Annotated in this window: 13 protein-coding genes and 1 pseudogene; 1 reads left to right on the top strand and 13 read right to left on the bottom strand. The window is 66.4% G+C overall.

All coding sequences use genetic code 11. From position 1 onward, the window contains the following. Positions 1 to 176: 176 nt before the first annotated feature. The 13 genes from ACTIIH_RS05230 to dcd form a co-directional block, all read right to left on the bottom strand. Positions 177 to 1,409, bottom strand: a complete 1,233-nt coding sequence (locus tag ACTIIH_RS05230; protein ID WP_441450922.1) for an N-acetylglucosamine-6-phosphate deacetylase — start codon at positions 1,407 to 1,409, stop codon at positions 177 to 179. Between the two features lie 268 nt (positions 1,410 to 1,677). Next, positions 1,678 to 3,693, bottom strand: coding sequence for a S9 family peptidase (locus ACTIIH_RS05225; RefSeq protein WP_441450920.1), 2,016 nt, complete (start codon positions 3,691 to 3,693; stop codon positions 1,678 to 1,680). Between the two features lie 206 nt (positions 3,694 to 3,899). Next, entirely contained in the window at positions 3,900 to 4,613 is a 714-nt protein-coding gene (locus ACTIIH_RS05220; protein WP_441450918.1) for a hypothetical protein, read from the bottom strand. Positions 4,614 to 4,696: 83 nt separating this feature from the next. Next, positions 4,697 to 6,124: a sensor histidine kinase gene (locus ACTIIH_RS05215; RefSeq protein WP_441450916.1), complete on the bottom strand. Its 1,428-nt coding sequence runs from the start codon at positions 6,122 to 6,124 to the stop codon at positions 4,697 to 4,699. After that, a complete protein-coding gene (locus tag ACTIIH_RS05210; RefSeq protein ID WP_441450914.1) occupies positions 6,121 to 6,873 on the bottom strand; it encodes a response regulator transcription factor in 753 nt (250 codons plus the stop codon). The genes ACTIIH_RS05215 and ACTIIH_RS05210 overlap by 4 nt, the downstream gene beginning before the upstream one ends. Then, the gene (mnhG, locus tag ACTIIH_RS05205) at positions 6,863 to 7,258 is read right to left on the bottom strand and encodes a monovalent cation/H(+) antiporter subunit G (RefSeq protein ID WP_025780490.1); all 396 of its coding nucleotides are present in this window, start codon (positions 7,256 to 7,258) and stop codon (positions 6,863 to 6,865) included. Before mnhG ends, ACTIIH_RS05210 begins: the two co-directional genes overlap by 11 nt. Beyond that, positions 7,248 to 7,805: a monovalent cation/H+ antiporter complex subunit F gene (locus ACTIIH_RS05200; RefSeq protein ID WP_101595299.1), complete on the bottom strand. Its 558-nt coding sequence runs from the start codon at positions 7,803 to 7,805 to the stop codon at positions 7,248 to 7,250. The genes mnhG and ACTIIH_RS05200 overlap by 11 nt, the downstream gene beginning before the upstream one ends. Beyond that, positions 7,805 to 8,536, bottom strand: coding sequence for a Na+/H+ antiporter subunit E (locus ACTIIH_RS05195; RefSeq protein ID WP_025780487.1), 732 nt, complete (start codon positions 8,534 to 8,536; stop codon positions 7,805 to 7,807). The genes ACTIIH_RS05200 and ACTIIH_RS05195 overlap by 1 nt, the downstream gene beginning before the upstream one ends. Next, entirely contained in the window at positions 8,536 to 10,116 is a 1,581-nt protein-coding gene (locus tag ACTIIH_RS05190) for a Na+/H+ antiporter subunit D (RefSeq protein WP_441450911.1), read from the bottom strand. The genes ACTIIH_RS05195 and ACTIIH_RS05190 overlap by 1 nt, the downstream gene beginning before the upstream one ends. Beyond that, entirely contained in the window at positions 10,113 to 10,745 is a 633-nt protein-coding gene (locus ACTIIH_RS05185; protein ID WP_025780485.1) for a Na(+)/H(+) antiporter subunit C, read from the bottom strand. The genes ACTIIH_RS05190 and ACTIIH_RS05185 overlap by 4 nt, the downstream gene beginning before the upstream one ends. After that, positions 10,742 to 13,795, bottom strand: coding sequence for a Na+/H+ antiporter subunit A (locus ACTIIH_RS05180; protein WP_441450975.1), 3,054 nt, complete (start codon positions 13,793 to 13,795; stop codon positions 10,742 to 10,744). The genes ACTIIH_RS05185 and ACTIIH_RS05180 overlap by 4 nt, the downstream gene beginning before the upstream one ends. Before the next feature lie 130 nt (positions 13,796 to 13,925). Next, positions 13,926 to 15,047 (bottom strand): hypothetical protein, encoded by a 1,122-nt coding sequence (locus tag ACTIIH_RS05175; protein WP_441450909.1) that lies wholly within the window; start codon positions 15,045 to 15,047, stop codon positions 13,926 to 13,928. Continuing rightward, positions 15,044 to 15,622 carry a dCTP deaminase gene (gene dcd / locus ACTIIH_RS05170; protein WP_101595386.1) on the bottom strand — a complete coding sequence of 193 codons (579 nt, stop codon included), beginning with the start codon at positions 15,620 to 15,622 and terminating at the stop codon, positions 15,044 to 15,046. The genes ACTIIH_RS05175 and dcd overlap by 4 nt, the downstream gene beginning before the upstream one ends. Positions 15,623 to 15,985: 363 nt before the next feature. Between dcd and ACTIIH_RS05165 the strand changes: the two are divergent. Continuing rightward, a pseudogene (locus ACTIIH_RS05165) lies at positions 15,986 to 17,099 on the top strand (hypothetical protein); the annotation flags it as partial.

Here is a 17,099-nt window from a genome sequence, read left to right as displayed (position 1 = left end):
GTTCAGCCGGGCTCAGCCGGATTCAACTCGGCTCGGTCCGGTTCAGCCCGGTTCGGTCCGGTTCAGCCCGGTTCGGTCCGGTTCGGCCCGGTTCAGCTGCGTGACGGGCGCAGTCGCATCGGTCAGCCCTTCGAACTCAACGAGGCTCAGACGGATTCAGCAATGTTCGACCGGAGTCAACCGCCGAACCGCGAGCCTCGGATGCTCATGTCCCCATCGAGGAGCAGGAGTTCAGCCGGCATTCCGGGAGCCAACAGGCTGCCGGCATCGGCGGCACCACCCACCGCACGCAGAGAATCACCCGACCCCGGCACACCACCCACTGCACGCAGTGGAACGAGCCCCGCGGACTGCACAGCGTCGAACGGGCTGACCCCGACCTCGGTGACGGCCCGCTTCACGGCTTCGTCCATCGTCAACGTGGACCCCGCGATGGCTCCCTGAGTGCCGTCGGCGGTGACCAGGCGCGCCACGGCATCCTTGACTTCGACCGGGAGCGAACCGAGGTGATAGCTCCCGTCGTGCAGGCCCGTCGCCGCCATGGCATCGGTGATGAGCGCGAGGCGTCCGGGCACGAGTTCATGGAGCATGCGCGCGACAGGGGCGACGACGTGGACGCCGTCATTGATGAGTTCGACGGTGACATGCTCAGCTTCGGCCGCAGCCAGGACCGGCCCCGGAGCACGATGATGGATGCCCGGCATCGCGTTGAATGCGTGGGTGAGGATGCTTGCTCCCGCCTCGAACGCCTGCGCGGTCAGTTCGAAGTCGGCGGCCGTATGACCGACGGCCACACGCACGCCCGCCGCAGAGAACCGCGCGATCGCATCGAGCGCACCGGGCAGTTCGGGGGCAATCGTGATCTGCGCGAGAGTTCCGTCTGCGGCTTCGAGGATCGCCTCGGCGGCCTCCGGGGTCGGCGACGTGAGCACCTCAGGGGCATGCGCACCCTTGAAATCCGGAGACAGGAACGGCCCTTCGGCATGCAGCCCCATGACCATGGCCCGATCGCGGACGAGACCGGCTCCGGCACGCAGGGACCGGCACAGACCGTCGATCGTGTCCGAGACGTAGGACAGCGCGAGCCTGCCGGTGCCGTGAGCCCGATGCACGTCGAGGATCGCATCGATCGCCTCGATCCCGTCCTCGGCGCTTGCGCCGCCCGCACCGTGGCAGTGGATGTCGACGAACGCGGGAGCCACGTATCCGCTGGCGGCGTCGATGACCTCTCCCCGCCCCGAGGCGGCTCCGTCCTTCCAGCCGTCCCCACGGCCCCGTGCCGTGACCGTACCTTCGGCGATCGCGATCCACGTATCCGCGGTCTCCTCGGTGAACGTCGCCCGATCACCGTCGAGGACGCACGCATTGTGGATGACCGCCTCGGCGGGGATCTGTGCGGTCTGTGTCATCGAGGTCCTTCCATCGCTCTGCGAACACAACATTCAGGGTACGGAATCGGATTGTGAACTGCCTACCGCAGGGTCCCGGCGAGCTCCCCCTCCGCAGGGTCCCGGCGAGCAGAGTGTCGACGGGCGGGGTGCCGGCGAATCGGCTATCGGCTCGTCCCGGGGGCGCGGACGAACCAGTAGCCGCCCCGAACCGGTAGCCGCCCCGCCCCGGGGCGCAGACGAACCGTTTGCCTCCCCACCTCAGGAAGCCGACGGATCGACTGCCGACTCAGCCCAGCGTGCGGACTCGGTCCGCGTCGATGCCGAGCACGTGCGAGTCGAGGAACGCGAGCACGGTTCGGTACCAGACCTCGGCGTTCCCACGGCCGAGGATCCAATGCCCCTCGTCGGGGAAATAGAGGAACCGGTGCTGAGTGTCGCCATCGGCGTCGAGCGGAGTCTTCGCCCGGGTGAGCAGGTCCAGCCACAGTTCCTGGCCCTGCCCGATCGGCACCCGGTAGTCCTTGTCACCGTGGATGACGAGCATCGGCACCTCGATGTCATCGGCGAACAGGTGCGGCGAATACTGCGCCGACTGTTCCCGCATCGCCTGATCCCAGGACGAATTGTCCGTCGTCCGCCCCATCGACGTGGTGTTCCACAGGGAGGCATGGGTGACGATGCACTTGAACGCGCTGCCGGTGTGCCCGGCCACCCAGTTGGCCATGTACCCGCCGTAGGATCCGCCAGCCAGGCCGATGCGTTCGGCATCGATGTCCGTCCTCTCCCCTGCGGCCTCGGTCAGCGCCATGACGTCGGTGAACGGAGTGCCGCCGAGCTGCTGCTGCCCGCGATCGATCATCGCCTGCCCATATCCGGTGGAGATCGCCGGATCCGGCAGCAGCACAGCATAACCGGCGGCCGCAAAAGGACCCGGATTCCACCGGTAGGTCCACGCATTCCACGACCCCCACGGTCCGCCGTGGGCGAAGACGACGAGCGGATGCGGCCCCTCCCCCTCCGGCAGGACCAGCCACGCACGGATCGGCGTGCCGTCCTCGGCACGGACCTCCACCTCGGTGAGGGTGCCTTCCTCGTCGAGGACCGTCGCCGGGTTCGCGAGTTCGCTGATGACCCCGGTGGCGAGGTCGACGGAGATCGGCAGAGGCGCGACATCGATCGCCGAGGCGGTCGCCACGACCGTGTCCTCACGCAGGGCCAGCCCCGAGAACGAATACTTCTGATCGGTTCCCCCGACGAGCCGCCTGGGCTGCGCATCTTTGACATCACCGATGAAGATGCTGCCGCGGCCGTGATCATCGGCGGTGGCCACGATGGTCGAATCGTCCGCCCAGATCGGAGAGAACCAGAAATCGGCATCCGGCCACACGGACTTCAGTTCCGCGGTCTCCAGGTCGAGGACTTTGAGTTCGGCCGCGAGGTTGGTCTGCGGAGTCCAGGCTTGTACGCGGGTGACCAGCGCTTTCGTTCCGTCCGGGCTGATGGCTTCGATGTCGAAGCTGTGATCGGCTGCCGGTTTCGTCAGACGGTGCAGTTCGGGTTCCCCGTCGAGGTCCACGCGCCAGATCTCACTGGCCTCGAGCTGGCCGGGGATCGGCTTCTCGAGCTGGACGAGGACGAAGCGTGCCTCATCGTCGACGGCCCAGTCGACCAGTCGACCGGACGGCAGAGACAGGTAGCGGAACCCCAAGCCCGACGGGGTACTCAGCTCGTCGCTGACTTCGGGAAAGTCGGCGGCCGCCTCGTTGAGGGTGGCCACGGCCAGGGTCTGTCGGCCCGGCCCCAGATCGTGATCCCAGCGGCGGACCGGAAACCCGGTGTGGAGGATCCCGCTGACCTTCGCGTCACTGCGTTCGGAGCTGAATTCCTGATGGTCGTTTTCGTCGGCGGCCCATGTATGGACGGGAAACTCGACGACGATGGTCTCGCCCTTGACCTCGATGCGGGAGAAACCGCCCGAGTGGTCGGCGAGTTTGCGGGCCTCTCCGTTGTCCGGCAGCGCCCACAGGCTCGGGGACTCAGCATCTTTGCCGTCCTCGCCTTTGCGCTTGGAGGCGAAGACGATCGTGCCGTTCTCACTCAGCGCGGCCGGACCCACGGACTGGTCGCCGCGAGTGATGCGTCGGGGCTCCTCCCCGCTGATATCGGCGAGGTGGCTGAGAGAGGAATTGCCCTCGGAGTTGAGGAACGAGTACTGGGCGATGACGCGGCCGTTCTGATTCGTCAAGAGGCCTTGCAGGCGGCGGGCGTCGAGGAGTCGGGTCACTGCATCGTGGGTCGTCATCTTCCCATCCTAGGTCCCAACGTCGACTCCCGGGTGAGATCCGAGAAAACTCCAGTTCACCGAGGCGGCCGGTCGGTCCGCGTTCGCGGTCGGGATCGCCGAGGCGGCCGGCCGGATTGCGTTCGCGGTCCGGGGCGCGTTCGCGGTCAGGGCAGTCGGGGGTCGCGGCCACGTGATCGCCGCGCCGTTCGACACTCCGCGGAAAGTCAGCGGAAGCTCGGTGCCGGAACCCTCTCACCATCGATCGTCACCGTCGGCAGCATCTTCTTGAAGTCCTCCGCCACTTCGGTGTTCGTCTTCGGTGTGCGCATCTCGATGGACAGATTCACCAGGCGTCCGTTGATCTTGTAACCCGTCTGCACGCCGAACGCATAAGTGGGTTTGCTGTTGAGAGCGAGGATCTCTGTGGGACCGAGTTCACCCTGATAGCTCCAGTACTCCCCCGCGGCCAGAGATCCCGTCTGCTCGGCCAACACCTGTGAGTCCTGTTCGGAGAAGTTGTAGCGTCGCTTACTGTCGATGACTTCCTGCGCGCTGTCACCGTATTCGTCAGTGCAGTTGACGAGGATGATATCGGCGCGAGAACTGTCATTGCCGTGAGTGAAGACGTGGAACTGATCGGTGCTGCCGCTGCTGTCCCTCCAGTCATCGCCGAGCGCGAAGCTGAGTTCGACCGGGCAGCTGCCGCCGAATGTCACCGACGTCTTCGTCATCCCCTCGGGGATTCCGGCCTCGGTGGGTGTGCCCGTGGGCTCGGGGCCGGCGGTCTCCTGCACACCGATCCGCATGGGCCCGGAAGATTTGTCTTCGGTGCGGATCTGGAAGACCGAACACCCGCTGAGCAGGACGGTCAGTGCGAGTGTGCCGGCGGCTGCGGCTCGCCGCACCGAGGCTGGTCTGCCCGAGACGGCTCTGCCCATTGCGGACCTCCCCGCTGGGAGGCCCTTCGACGCGACGCTCCCCGCGGAGGAGGTCGACGATGCCGCTCGTCCGGTCACCGGTCTCACCGCTGGTCACCGTGCCGACGCTGGTCCGGGTACCCCGCTTCCGGGCCGTTCTGGTTCGGCTGAGCCTGTCCGTACTGCTGCTGAGGCGGCTGCTGACCTGAATTGGGCTGGCTGCCCACGTGCGGCTGGCCGGTGGGTCTGGGGCCGCCGGCGGGCTGGCTGCCGACCGGTTGCTGTCCGAAACTCTGCGGCCCGGAATCGGACTGACCGCCCACGCGCGGCTGTCCATAGCCCGGGTTCTGTCCGCCGACGTTCGGTGCCTGCCGGGGCGGTTTGAACTGCGAATGCTGGCCGGAATCGGGTGGGAATCCACCAAAGACCGACTCCCCCGTCCGACGGTTGACCAGGTTTCCGTCGACTCTCTCGAGGCGACGCTTCGACGTCCGCCGGGGAGTGCCGAGGATCCGCCCCTGCAGTTCGGCCTCATTCGGCTGCCGGGGAGGCAGGAATCCGGGTGCCCGCCGCGAATCCGCCTGCTGTACCGGCTGCACCGCATGCGAACCGGCGGCGACCCGATCCATATGATCCGACATCTGCGGAACGGTCACGGGTGCGGCATCGGCGAGGACCGGCAGAACCATACGCACCGAGGTGCCCACGCCCTCCTGGCTGAACAGCTGCACGGATCCGCCGTGCCTGGTGACGATGGCACGCACGAGCGAGAGCCCCATCCCCGAACCGGCCACCGCCCGCACACGAGAACCGCGAGAGAGCTCGTCCCAGACGTTCTCCTGTTCGGCCAGCGGGATGCCGCTGCCCGTGTCGGCGACCTCGACGACGACCCAGCGATGACCGTCGATGATCTGCTCATTGGCGCGCAGCTCAACGACCTCGGCCTGAGACGAGTATTTGAGGGCGTTGCCCAGCAGGTTGAGGATCGCGGTGAGCAGCAGATCCTCTTCACCGGCGACATCGGGCAGTCGCCAGGGAGCGCGGGCGACGGTGGCCACGATCATCCGATCCTCGGCGCCCGGCGCAGTCGAGGCGTCCTCGACGGCCTGATGGATGAGCGCATCGAGATCGACGCGGGCGTATTCGATGATGCGCGTCTCGACATCGGCGAGTTTGCGCAGATCGGCCAGCAGTCGGGCGACCCGGCGTGAGGACACGTCGACCTGCTTCGCTGCCGGCTCCACCTCGCTCAGCGTGCCGCCGTCACGGACGACCTCGCGGATGCTCGCCGCCGAGGTGCGCAGCGCCGTCAGCGGATTCTTCAACTCGTGATCGAGTCGGATGAGCATCCGATTGCGCTTCGTCATCGAATCCTCGGCCGCGGCTGTCTCGATGGATTCCCGCAGCGCGGCCTCGCGCTTCTTCAGATGCCGCCAGCCGAACCAGGCACCGACGGCCAGACCGCCGAGCACGATGACGACCAGCAGCAGGAACAGCCAGACCTGGATCTCGAAGACAAGGAAGTTCGTCATAGACTGCTCTGACCGTCCTCGCCGCGGACCTCACCGACGAACCGATAGCCGCGCCCCTGCACGGTGGCGATCCACCGGGGCTCTGCGGCATCTTCGCCGAGCACACGACGCAGCTCGGCGACACGGGAGTCCACGGCACGCGTGCCCACGGCCTCTTCGAATCCCCACAGCACTTCGAGCAGGCGGGACCGTTCGATGAGTTCGTCCTTGTGCACCATGAGGTACTCGAGCAGGGTGAAGCCCTTCGGCGTGATGACGAGTTCACGCTGCCCCAACCAGGCCCGGCGTCCGACTCGGTCGACGCGCAGGCCGAAGCTGGACACGAGCACCGGGGCCGTGGCCAGAGGCGGGCCGTCATTGCGGGTGCGACGCAGGACGGCACGGATGCGGGCGACGAGCTCGTGCGGATCGAAGGGCTTGTTGAGGTAGTCGTCGGCGCCCTCTTCGAGTGCCATGGCCCGCTCGACTCCTTCGCCGACCTGGGTCAGCAGCAGCACCGGAACCCAGTTCTCCTCCTGGCGCAGTCGACGCAGCACCTGCCGCCCGTCGGCTCCGGGCATGAGCACGTCGAGGACGCACACATCGGGTCTGTGGCGGTGGATCTCGTCGAGGGCGAGCAGTCCGTCGCTGGCGGGCAGCACCCGGAATCCGGAGCGTTCGAGGAACGGCACGACCGCTCTGAGGATGTCCGGCTCATCATCGGCGACCAAGACGAGTGGTTGGGGCTGGGTGTGATTGTCAGCCGTCATGGTGGTCAGTTCCGGTTCCTCTCTGGCGTTCCCAGGCGATCTCTCTCGCCTCGGCGCGGTCGACCGCCTCGGCGAGTTCATCTCGGTACAGCATAGATCGACGCAGGTGCTTGGTGCGATATCCGGCGCGGCCGACCATATGCGTGGCGACGGGGATCGTCACCAGCTGGAAGGAGATGATGATCGCCAGCGTCGTCACCGTCGCCCAGGTCGGGAACTGGATCGCGATCGCCACAGCGACGAGCACCAGGCCCAACACCTGGGGTTTCGCACTCGCATGCATCCGCGAGAGAAGATCGGCGAAGCGGACGAGACCGACCGCTGCGGCCAGTGACAGAACCGCACCGAGGAAGATGAGCACGGCTGAGATGATGTCAAGAACCACGACTGTTCCCCTCTCCGTCTCGATCCGATCCGTCTCGATCCGATCCGTCGCCGTGCGACATGTGCTCGGCGTCATCGGGTCCCGGGTCGGGCCCGGTGCCCTCGCCCTCTCCGTCGCTGTCGGCGTGGGCGTCGTAGGTGGGATCCGCGATCACGGTGACCTCCGGCTCCCCGATCTCCGTCGCTGCGGCGCTCTGCTCCCCCGCATCACGCGGCATATGCCAATCCGTGCTGGTGAAGTCCGACAGTGCCCCCGCCTCGGCGCCGGGGGTCATCGAATCGGACTTCGACACGTACCTCGACACGCTCACCGAACCGACGAAGCCGAGCATCGCGAGCACGACGAGCACGGGCAGCAGATCCGTGCGGTCGGACAGCGCCATATACCCGCCGAGCCCGCACATGATCGAAGCGAGCACGACGTCGGTGCCGATCATGCGATCGAGGATCGACGGACCGCGGACGATCCGGAAGAGCGCGATGACCACCGAGGCGGCCAACAGCACCGAACCGGCGATGACGAGCGTGTGGAGGACGATCTCACTCATCAGCGACCTCCCTCGGTCTCGCCCAGCGGATCCGGCCTGGCCCGCAGGGAGGCGAGGTCACGGTGCGAACCGAGAGTGCGGATGAGCAGCTCTTCGATGAAGTAGACCTGCGCCTTGGCCTTACGCAGCTTCTCCTCGGAATCGCAGTCGAGGAAGTGCAGATAGAGGATGCCCATGGCCCGGTCGCTGTCGATGATGATCGACCCGGGGATGAGGCTGGCGGTATCGGCGATGAGGGTGAGCACGAGATCCGAGCTCGTGCGCAGATCGCAGGCGATGACGGACCCGGCTCCGACCGCCTTGCGGCGGAACGCGTACCAGGCGACTTCGACGGAGGCGTGGAGGACCGAGTAGAGGAACCACAGGCCGAACACCGTGGCATGCCAGACGTTGAACCGTCCGGACAGCACGACGGGCGGCAGATAGAACACGCGGGTGACGATGAAGGCCAGCACGATTCCGGTGACCACGGTGACCACCGTGATCGCGTCCCAGAGCATCAGCCACAGCAGGACCAGCGAGATCAGCAGCACGAGCTGCTGGATGATTCCGCGGCCCCGGCTCATCCGCGCCCGGTTGGGAGCCGGCGCACGGTTCTGGCCCTGGCCGCTGGCCGGACCCAGGTCGCGGGTCCGGCCCTGGTCGCGGACCTGTCGCTGAGCTCGGGCCCGGCCCTGCGCACCGTCCTGGTCCTGATTTCGGGGCCCTCCGTGCTCGCGATCGGGACTCATCAGTCATCACCTCCGAGTACGTTCGTGACGTAGTCGAGCGGTGTCGAGAGGTTCTCAGCCGCCCGGTTCGACATGTCCCACAGGGGTTCGGCGGCGATCGTGAGCACGATGGAGGCGATCACCACCACCGAGGTGGCCGCCACCATGGCAGGGGGAACTCCGATCTGAGATTTCCACGTCTTCCCCGCCAACAGCGTCTTCTTCCGCTCCGTGAACTCGTCGACGAGGTCCTCGTTCGGCTCTTCCACATCGGCCGGATCACGCCAGAATGCGAGGTTGAAGGTACGGCCGATGACATAGAGGGTGAGCAGGCTCGTCACGGTGCCCGCGACGATGAGGACCGTGGGCAGCCACGCCTGATCGTCGAATCCGGCGAGGAAGAGCGCGACCTTGCCGATGAACCCGGAGAACGGCGGAATGCCGGAGAGATTGAGCGCCGGGATGAAGAAGATGATCGTGATCACCGGAGACAGCACCATGAGACCGCCCAGCGACCTCGTCGAGGTGGACCCGCCGCGCATTTCGACGAGTCCGATGGCCAGGAACAGCGCGGTCTGGACGATGATGTGGTGAACCGTGTAGTAGATCGCCGCGGACAGGCCCACACTCGTCCCCAGGGCCACGCCGAAGAGCATATAGCCGATATGGGAGACCAGGGTGAAGGACACGATCCGCTTGATCTCCGACTGCGCGATGGCGCCGAAGATGCCCACGAGCATCGTCAGGCCCGCCGCGATGAGCAGCGGCACCCGCAGGGACGATTCGGAGAACAGCAGAGTCTCGGTGCGGATGATCGCATAGATGCCGACCTTCGTCAGCAGTCCCGCGAAGACCGCAGTCACCGGGGCCGGTGCCGTCGGGTACGAGTCGGGAAGCCAGAAGGACAGCGGGAAGATCGCGGCCTTGATGCCGAAGCCCAACAGCAGGAGGACGTGGAGGATCATCTGCACATCGGCCGGCAGATCCGAGATCCTCTCCGCCAGCTGCGCCATGTTCACGGTGCCGCACGCGGCGTAGATGATGCCGATGGCGGCGAGGAAGATCACCGAGGACACCAGCGAGATGATCACATACGTGACTCCCGCCCGAATCCGCTCCGCCGTGGCACCGAGCGTGAGCAGCACATACGAGGCGACGAGGAACATCTCGAAGCCGACGTAGAGGTTGAACAGGTCTCCGGCGAGGAACGAGTTCGCAATGCCCGCGCACAGCACCAGGTAGCTGGGGTTGAACACGGAGATCGGGGTCTCGTTCGAGTCGTCGTTGGCGTCCTGACTCAGTGCGTAGACGAGCACGCACAGGGTGACCATCGAGGACACGATGAGCATAAGCGAGGACAGCCTGTCGGCGACGAGCACGATGCCGGCCGGTGGCTGCCACCCGCCGATCGCCACGACCTGCGGTCCGTGCACATCGACCCCGAGAAGGATCAGCGTGGCGATGGCCATGACCGCGACCAGGATCGCGATCGACACGAGATTCTGCGCCCGCGTGTGCTTGGACAGGATCAGCGCGATGCCGGCGCCGATGAGCGGCAGCAGAACCGGCAGGGGAACGAGTACGGGCAGAAGATCGATCATGAGTCGTCTCCCTGTTTGGCGTCCTTGGCCTCGTCGGCGACTTCGGCCTCCTCGGCACTGTGGGCCTCCGTCTGCGAGTCCACGGCCGCCTCGGCGATGGCATCGGCCTCGGCCGGAGTCGACGCATCCTCGATATCGTCGACGAGTTCCTCCCGCTCCGCAGGAGTGCCGTCGTCGTCGAGGTCGATGGCGCCGGTGATCGGGGACTCCGCCTCGTCGCCGAACTCGGTGTCGTCGTAGTCGGTGCTCGCCTCCGCCTCGGAGTCGATGAGCTTCGTGATCGCCACCTGGAGGTCGGTGTCGTCGTCCTGCAGCGAATCGGCGCGCATGAGCCTCCAGGACCGGTAGATCATCGCCAGCAGGAATGCCGTCACGGAGAAGGTGATGACGATGGCCGTGAGGACGAGGGCATGCGGCAGCGGATCGGACATGCCCGCGGTCGACAGGTTCTCACCGTCGGTCAGTGGCGGGGAACCGCGCCCGGCGGTGAGGATGATGAGCAGGTTCACTCCGTTGCCGAGCAGGATGAAGCCGAGCAGAACGCGCGTCAGGGAGCGTTCGAGCATGAGATAGATGCCGGCCGCGAAGAGGACGCCCATGGCCAGGACCATGACGAAGGAGACGCTCACAGTCGGCCCCCTTCCGCACCGTTGTCGACGTCGAGTTCATTGACCCGGTCGATGATCTCGGACACGGCTCGGTGCTCGGCAGTCGCCCCCAGGTTCTCGGAGAAGTTCACATTGTCGTGGATGCGGTCGGTCAGCATCGCCTCGTCGCGTTCCTGGTGCAGGTCGACCTCGGCCCCCAGCGAGCGGAGGATGTCGAGCATGAGGCCGACGACGATGAGGTAGACGCCGATGTCGAAGAACGTCGAGGTGCCGAAGGACACGTGGCCCAGCAGCGGCAGATCGCCCTCGAGGTAGACGGAGTCGAAGACCGTCTCACCCCAGATCCACCCTCCGATGACGGTGAGGATCGCGGTGACCAGGCCGGTGCCCAGCATTCCCGAGGGGGTGAAGGGGGCCGCCTCGGCGAGTTCGTACTTGCCTCCGGCGAGGTAGCGCACGACGAGGGCGAGGCCGGCGACGAGGCCGCCGGCGAATCCGCCGCCCGGGTCGTTGTGGCCGGCGAAGAGCAGATAGACGGAGAAGATGATGACGGCGTGGAAGATGAGGCGTGCGGTGACCTCGAGGATGATCGACCGGTTGCGCGGGGCCAGGGTGCGTCCGGCGATGAGCCAGGACGCTCGCTTCTGCGACAGCCCCTCGCCGCGGCCGGCGTGGTGGAGATCGACGACGTCCTCGGCCACGGGTTGGAAGCGGATGCGGCCGGCCGCCTCGGTGCCGTCCTTCTTCCTCTCGAACCGGTGCAGGTGACCTTCGCGACCACGGACGAAGATGAGACCGGCGATACCGGTTCCGGCGGCCACGAGCACCGAGATCTCGCCCATCGTGTCCCACGCGCGGATGTCGACGAGGGTGACGTTGACGATGTTCCTGCCGTGGCCGAGCTCGTAGGCGAGCTGTCCGAAGTCGGTGGAGATCGGATCGGCCACGCGCACTCCGGTGGCGATGAGGACCACGAGCATGACGGTGATGCCGACGGCGCCGCCGATGATCGCCCGCCACGCGGGGGTGAGGCGACCGGTGGACTCACCGATGCGCGCCGGCAGCCGGCGGAGAACGAGGACGAAGACGACGATCGTGATGGTCTCGACGAGCACCTGGGTCAGGGCCAGGTCGGGAGCGCCGACGAAGGCGAAGTAGGCGACCATCGCATAGCCGGAGATGCCGGTGACGACGACGGCGGTGAAGCGCTTCTTCGCGCGGGTGGCCCCGATCGCGACGATGACGAGCACGGCCGCGACGATGAGATCCAGCGGAGTGTCCCAGAGCCGGAAGGTGATGTTCCACGTGTCGTTGGCGATGATCGCCAGACCCAATCCGGCGACGAGGACGAAGTAGACCACGCCCTGGTAGAACGGCAGCGAGCCGCGCTGGGTGCGGGCGGTGACCCACAGCGCCAGGGCTTCCATCCGGCCGATGAGCATTCGGTAGAGCTCGTGGAAGTCCAGTCCCGACGGCAGTGTCGCCTGGACCTTCGCGAAGGGACGGCGGACGATGAACAGGGCCAGGCCCGCGGCGACGGTCACAGCGGTGAAGGCGAGCGCCGGTTCGAATCCGTGCCACAGCGCGAGGTGGTAGTGCCCGTCGCCCTCGGCCACAGCCGGCAGTCCGGTGGTCCAGGCGGAGAAGTAGCCGTCGAGCAGTCCGACTCCCGGGCCGAGCGCCAGGGTCAGCGCGGTGAGGATGAGCGGGGAGACGACGAGGGTGAGCTTTTCGTCGCGGCGGGCGATGTCATCGACGCCCGGCTTCGACGAGAACGCGCCCCAGACGAAGCGGGCCGAGTAGGCGACGGTGAGGATCGAGCCGATCATGATCCCGATGAAGGCAATGACCGAGGTCTTGTCCGGCGAGGACAGCAGCGTCGAGTATGCGGCTTCCTTCGCGGCGAAGCCGAGCAGCGGCGGCAGCCCCGCCATCGAGGCGGCTGCGATCGTCGCGCACACGGCGACGACGGGGAAGGCCCTCCAACCGCCGGAGAGCTTCGTCAGGTCACGAGTGCCGGCACGGTGGTCGATGATGCCGACGCACAGGAACAGACACGACTTGAACAGGGCGTGGGCGATGAGCAGGCCCAGGGCCGCCTTCGTGATGTCCGGAGTCCCGAACGCGGCCATGGTGGTGAGAAAGCCGAGCTGCGAGACCGTGCCGAAGGCCAGAAGCAGCTTGAGGTCGGTCTGCTTCAGCGCCTGCCACCCGCCGATGAACATCGTCAGCAGACCCAGGGTGAGCAGCACCTCGGACCAGCCTGGGATGTTGTGGTAGCCCGGTGCCAGGCGCAGGACGAGGTAGATTCCCGCCTTGACCATCGCCGCGGCGTGCAGATAGGCGCTGACCGGGGTGGGTGCGGCCATGGCGCCGGGCAGCCAGAAGTGGAAGGGCATGAGCGCGGACTTCGAGACCGCGCCGACGAGGATGAGGATGACGGCGGAGACGATGACCCCGCCCGTGTCCATTCCGGACTGGGCACGGTCGATCAGGGTCGAGATCTGCCCGGTGCCGGTGGCGGTGATGAGCAGGATCATGCCCACGAGCATGGCCAGGCCGCCGGCCGTGGTGACGATGAGCGCCTGCAGGGCAGCCTGCCGCGAGCGACGGCGCGACTGGCTGTGCCCGATGAGCAGGTACGAGAAGACTGTGGTGCCTTCCCAGAACAGGTAGAGCATGAGCAGTTCGTCGGCGACGACGAGCCCGTACATCATTCCGGCGAAGGCCATGAAGATTCCCGCGAACCGAGCCAGGCCCGGCTCGTCGGGCGGGAAGTAGCGTGCACAGTAGACGAAGACGAGAGCACCGACCCCGGTGACCAGCAGCGTCATGATCCAGGAGAGCACGTCGAGGCGGAAGACTCCGGAGAGGCCGAGCTCGGGCAGCCAGTCGAGATTCTCGACGAGCGGCTGGGCCGCGGGGCCGAACAGATCGGAGATCGCCGACAGGCTCCACAGCAGTCCCGCGAAGGGAACGAGGGCGAGGAGGAAGAAGGCGTTGCGGCCGAGCAGGCGAACCAGGGGGTAGGCGATGACAGATGCCCCGAAGAAGGCTCCTGTCATGATCATCACCGGCGGCCACCTCCGTCATATGCCTGTTTGTGAGAAAGGTTCGTCAGGTCATTTTCGCACGGACAGGTGCCGTTTCCCGAATCGCAGGACGTCAGTTGAGACCGGTCCTGCCCCGGCATGGCACCGATCATGCACGCAGCTGTCGGCTGGTCACGAGGAAGCCGTTCTCGTCGAGTCCGATGCCCGCCGAACCGATGAGCAGCTCGGCCCCGATCGCGTCGGTGAGCTCAGCAACCCGGCTGCGCATCCGCCGGAATCGGCGCCCCTGGTTCGGCTGATAGCGCTTCGACTCGGCATCCATCCAATGCACGTGGTATTCGATCTGCGGGGCGTCGGTGTGGGCGGCGATGATCGGCGGAACCCACTCGGCCTCCATCACCCGGATCTCGAGGCTGCCGGCGGATTCGTCGATCTCGCCGAGCGGGACGAGCAGGGCATAGCCGTCGAGGATGACCGGGGCGGACGGGTCGAAGAGCGGATCGTCGATGCTCGCTTGGGCCAGCACATCCTCGTCGGGAGTGGGCAGGGCCTGCTGGAAGGCCTGTGGGGCATGGCGGCGCACGAAGTCGAGGACGACGGGCGGTTCCATCCAATACGAGGAGTAGATGTAGAGGTCGATCTTCGCCTCGGGGTCGGGGATGATCACCCGCGTCGGCAGTCCGGGCTCGTCGGCCAGACGCACGCCCGTGTGGAGGCGGGAGGCGACGGAGAGCATGAGGCTGAGCATCCGCTCCTCCTCCCGGTCCGGCATCCCAGCGGGAAAGGCCTCGTGGAGTCCGTCGGCGTCCGCGAACCAGTCCGGCGGCGGGCTCGGCTGCCGGTCGCGGGGGCAGTCGATCACGATCGCATGGCTGGCCCAGTCGGGGACCTCCAGCGCGGCGGCATCGGCAGGGTCGAGCGGGGCACCGGAGCTGAGCTGAGAATGCCGGCTCAGCCGCATCCGACCGTATTCGTCGAGCTGCGGGTGCAGGTCGGGCAGTTTGTTGTGGATGAGCGCGAGAACGTCGGATACCTCGACCGCGTCATCGAGGAGGATGAGGTGGAATCCCCGCAGATCCGCCGAGGTGGCCGTGTCCTCGGGCGCGGACGTGTCACCGCCGTAGCCGGGCCGCCCCGTCGACGGCATTCCGCTCCGTCGCCGACTCGCGGCCCGGGCGTCCGGCTTCTGATAGCGCGCGGCGTCGGCCTGTTCGCGGGCGGCGCGTTCAGCGGCTTCGCGTTGCAGCCGCAGTTCGCGGCGGGTGATCACATGTCCCTCCGGTAGAAGTTGAGATGCGAACGGGAGGCAGTCGGGCCACGCTGCCCCTGATAGCGGTTGCCCGTGGCCTGGGAACCGTAGGGATTCTCCGCCTCCGAGCTGAGCCGGAAGAAGCAGAGCTGGCCGATCTTCATTCCCGGCCACAGGGTGATCGGCAGGGTCGCGACGTTCGACAGCTCCAGCGTGACATGGCCGCTGAAGCCGGGGTCGATGAATCCGGCCGTCGAGTGGGTCAGCAGGCCCAGACGTCCGAGCGAGGACTTGCCCTCGAGCCGAGCGGCGACGTCGACGGGCAGAGTCACGAGCTCATGGGTGGAGGCGAGGACGAATTCGCCCGGGTGGAGGACGAACGGCTCCCCCGGAGCGGCCTCGACGAAGCGGGTGAGTTCGGGCTGCTCGAGGCTCGGATCGATGACCGCGTATTTGTGGTTGTCGAAGAGCCGGAAGTACCGGTCGAGGCAGACATCGACGCTGGCCGGCTGGATCAGCGTGGGGTCATAGGGATCGAGGGCGATGCGACCGGAGTCGAGCTCGGCGCGGATGTCGCGGTCGGAAAGGAGAGTCACGTATCCGATGGTAGTCGTTCCGACCTCATCACGCTCACAAATCACATCGTTGTGATTCGCGGAATTCTCTTCAATGGGTGAGCGACACGCCGAGTCTATGTCACGAACTGATAACGATCTCTGCGATAAATGCTGGTTTTTCCCCGTGTGTCTCCCCATCGCAACCGGTGAATGCTTTAGAGTTATGAGCTGTACGGACCCGCGCACGATGGTGCCTTCCCCTTCTTAAGCCAAGGAATGCCGGGAGTCCCATCGCCTTTCGTGGGTAGACAACAATCGAAAGGCATTACTGTGAAGACCTCGCGTCTTGTGCTTGCCCCCGCAGTAGCCGTTGCATTGACAGGTCTTGCTGGCGCCCCGGCGTTGGCACAGACATCGTCCCCCGCCACGGTCCCTCCCACGGAGGTCTGCGCCCAGGAGGATGGCCAGCAGTCATCGAACGACTCCGAAGCGGATTCCTCGGTTCCCGATGAGTCGGATCCTCAGGCGACCCTTGCGCACGCGCAGGTCTCCCGAGCCGACATCGCGAACAATAAGAAGGGAATCGGCTTCTCCGGCACTGGGTTCACTCCGGACCAGAAGGCTACCGTGGCCGTCGTCGGCACCGACGGCACCGAATACTCGCCCGAGAAGAAGCTCACGGTCGATGAGAAGGGTGAGGTGTCAGGCACCTACTTCTTCACCGTGACCGAAGGTGCGAAGGTTCCCCTCGGCGAATACTCGCTCTACCTCACCGACCTCAAGTCCGAGAAGAAGTCCTCGAAGGTGACCTTCGAGGTCGTCTCCAAGGCCTCCGAGGTCGACGAACCGGGCACGGGCGACGACGACAAGTGCGAGTCGGCCACCGGTCCGATCAAGACTCCCTCGGAGACTCCGAGCGAGACGCAGTCGCCGGAGCCGACGGAGACGAAGACCGAGGAGCCGACGACGAAGGCCCCGACCACAAAGGCCCCGACGACCGAGGCACCCAAGCCGTCGGAGACGAAGACCGAGAACCCCACCACGAAGGCCCCGGAACCGACGGAGACGAAGACCGAGGAGCCCACCACCGAGGCACCCAAGCCGAGCCCATCGGAGACCGAAGAGCCGGACGACCGGGCCAAGCGCGCCGTCCCGGGACCGGCCGAGGAGCCGACCGAGACTTCGGAGCCCACCGAGACTTCGGATCCCACCACCGAGGCACCGAAGTCCGAAGAGCCCACCGCCGAGGCACCGAAGTCCGAGGAGCCCACCACCGAGGCTCCGAGCACTGAGGACGAGGACTCGAACGACGAGGCTGCCGAGTCCACCGGTCCGGCCAGCCCCGGCACCGAGGACAAGAAGCCTGCCGCTGATGCGCAGGCATCCATGTTCATCAACCCGACCGAGGTCAGCTCCGAGGACTTCCTGAACGACGGCATCAAGATCGGCGTCAGCGGCGCTCAGCCCGGCGAGAAGGTCACCATCACGGTCGAGCATGCCCAGGGCAAGGTCGACC

It is taken from the genome of Brevibacterium sp. (genome assembly GCF_052105255.1).
Classification (GTDB): domain Bacteria; phylum Actinomycetota; class Actinomycetes; order Actinomycetales; family Brevibacteriaceae; genus Brevibacterium; species Brevibacterium linens_B.
The sequence above is the reverse complement of the archived record's forward strand: the minus strand, read 5'-3'. Positions and strand labels throughout refer to the sequence as shown.